Raw genomic sequence first — 1,090 nt, 5'->3', positions numbered from 1 at the left:
GATCGAGCTCAAAGAAGCCATGAGCGCCAATCAGATTACGGCCTATAAAAAGAAATTTGAGAGTTACGACCTCGTCATTCTTGACGAGCTTGGGTACTGTACCTTCGATGTTCAGGCCGGAGAGATTCTGTTCAATCTTCTCTCGAGCCGCAATGAACATAAGTCAATGATCATTACTTCCAACCTGGTTCTGGACCAGTGGAATGAAATTTTCCGGGACCAGCTGCTGACCGGAGCGATTATCGACCGCCTCACCAATCTTTCCTATCTGGTCAATATGACTGGAAGCAGCTATCGAATTCAGCAGACAAAAGAGTGGATTCAGAAGCGAAAAGAGGCAGCGGTTCTGAACTGAAAATGAGGAGAAAAGATAATGGATACGAAAAAGCTGACCAGGCTTATTGATGTGCTGACTGAAGCCGGACTGAGCATCAGAGAAGCGCAGGCTCTGATTGAGGAAGGCTGCAGAAAAATTCCAGATATGGAAAAGAAAATGAAAGAGGAACTGTGTAAACCTTCAATACTGAGAAAGACAGTGGTATCTCCCAGAGAGAAAGATCAGGAAGGATATCTGATTCTGGGATACGATCCGGATACCCAGCTTGCATTCCTTGAAAAGCTGCGGGATAGAGATTCGTACTCTTTTCACTGCTGCACACCGATAGAAATAGATCGGTTCATCAGCGGCGAGTTTATTTTCAAAGAAGAAAGTCCGGGTGTGATGGAAGTATCTGTCTGATTCAAAAAGCAGGCAGCGGGCGGAATTTCCTGTCCATTACTCGCAATCCATCGTCGCATTCAGAGCCGGAACCTGCCAAGGGCCGCTTCGCTTATCCCCTTGGCAAAACCCGTCTCTGAATGCACTATGGCTTTTGCGAGCAAAGAACAGGAAATTTCTGGTCATAAAACCGGCTGTATTTCTGACATCGCAAACTGGGCTGACTGATGACAAATATGAGCAGCTCTCATTTTGCTTTCTGGTTCTAAGCTGGCTTTATTGAAAAATGGAAACAAAATTATGCGGCTGCTCCTATCGGCAGCTGCCAACTTTTTAATTGATATTTCGGCAACTTTTCAATTGACATATACA

Annotated in this window: 2 protein-coding genes; both read left to right on the top strand. The window is 45.1% G+C overall.

What is annotated here, in order from left to right; translation table 11 throughout:
• The coding region (locus tag BO222_RS10930; RefSeq protein ID WP_158024604.1) for an ATP-binding protein at positions 1-355 on the top strand (355 nt) is incomplete at its 5' end.
• Between the two features lie 18 nt (positions 356-373).
• Positions 374-739, top strand: a complete 366-nt coding sequence (locus BO222_RS10925) for a hypothetical protein (RefSeq protein WP_075820828.1) — start codon at positions 374-376, stop codon at positions 737-739.
• Positions 740-1,090 lie beyond the last annotated feature (351 nt).

The organism is Ileibacterium valens (assembly GCF_001945525.1).
In the GTDB taxonomy this organism is placed as follows: domain Bacteria; phylum Bacillota_I; class Bacilli_A; order Erysipelotrichales; family Erysipelotrichaceae; genus Ileibacterium; species Ileibacterium valens.
The sequence above is the reverse complement of the archived record's forward strand: the minus strand, read 5'-3'. Positions and strand labels throughout refer to the sequence as shown.